The sequence below is a fragment of the Mesorhizobium sp. M7A.F.Ca.CA.002.05.1.1 genome (genome assembly GCF_003998335.1).
GTDB lineage: Bacteria > Pseudomonadota > Alphaproteobacteria > Rhizobiales > Rhizobiaceae > Mesorhizobium.
In genome coordinates, this window is record NZ_RZQI01001247.1 from 1 (window position 1) to 1,298 (window position 1,298).

Annotated in this window: 1 protein-coding gene; it reads left to right on the plus strand. The window is 64.4% G+C overall.

Annotated features, from left to right (window positions below; all coding sequences use genetic code 11):
• Positions 1-161: 161 nt before the first annotated feature.
• Positions 162-1,298: NADH-quinone oxidoreductase subunit NuoG (gene nuoG / locus EN939_RS34580; protein WP_127271868.1), on the plus strand; the 1,137-nt coding region annotated here is incomplete at its 3' end.

A 1,298-nucleotide genomic window follows, 5' to 3' on the forward strand; every position in this document is an offset into this window, starting at 1 on the left:
TGCCTGGGTCGAGGATTATCTGTCGCTCGGCGGCCGTATCGGCCGCGACGATTGGACAGCCCAAGCGGCGGCGCTCGCCGTCAAGTGAATGAAATGCCTGACGTGGTCTCGACCGCGTCCGGACAAAGAGATTGCGGGAACTCCGCAGGGGTTTGAGGCGAATGGCAAAGCTCAAGGTCGACGGGAAAGAGATCACTGTACCCGACCACTACACGCTGCTGCAGGCGGCGGAAGACGCTGGCGCGGAAGTGCCGCGCTTCTGCTTCCATGAGCGGCTCTCGATCGCCGGCAATTGCCGCATGTGCCTGATCGAGGTGAAGGGCGGGCCGCCCAAGCCGCAGGCCTCCTGCGCCATGAACGTGCGCGACCTGCGTCCCGGGCCGAATGGCGAGGCGCCGGAAATCTTCACCAACACGCCGATGGTCAAGAAGGCCAGGGAAGGCGTGATGGAGTTCCTGCTGATCAACCATCCGCTGGATTGCCCGATCTGCGACCAGGGCGGCGAATGCGACCTGCAGGACCAGGCGATGGCCTTCGGCGTCGATTCCTCGCGCTATCACGAGAACAAGCGCGCGGTCGAAGACAAATACATCGGGCCGCTGGTGAAGACGGTGATGAACCGCTGCATCCACTGCACGCGCTGCGTCCGCTTCACCACCGAAGTCGCCGGCATTTCCGAACTGGGCCTGATCGGCCGCGGCGAGGATGCCGAGATCACCACCTATCTCGAACAGGCGATGACGTCGGAGCTGCAGGGCAATGTCATCGACCTTTGCCCGGTCGGCGCGCTGACCTCGAAGCCATTCGCCTTCCAGGCGCGGCCGTGGGAGCTGACCAAGACCGAATCCATCGATGTGATGGATGCGGTCGGCTCGGCGATCCGTGTCGATAGCCGGGGCCGCGAAGTGATGCGCATCCTGCCGCGCGTCAACGAGGCGGTGAACGAGGAGTGGATCTCCGACAAGACCCGATTTATCTGGGACGGCCTGCGCACGCAGCGTCTCGACCGCCCCTATGTGCGCAAGGACGGCAGGTTGGTTGCCGCCAGCTGGGCCGAGGCCTTCGCCGCGATCAAGGACGCGGTATCGAAGACGGCGCCCGAAAAGATCGGCGCTATCGCGGGCGATCTCGCCGCCGTCGAGGAAACCTATGCGCTCAAGCTGCTGATGGCTTCGCTCGGCTCGAAGAATACCGATTGCCGCCAGGACGGCGCCGCACTCGACCCGGCGCTCGGCCGGGCGAGCTACATCTTCAACCCGACCATCGAAGGAATCGAGCAGGCCGATGCGGTGCTGATC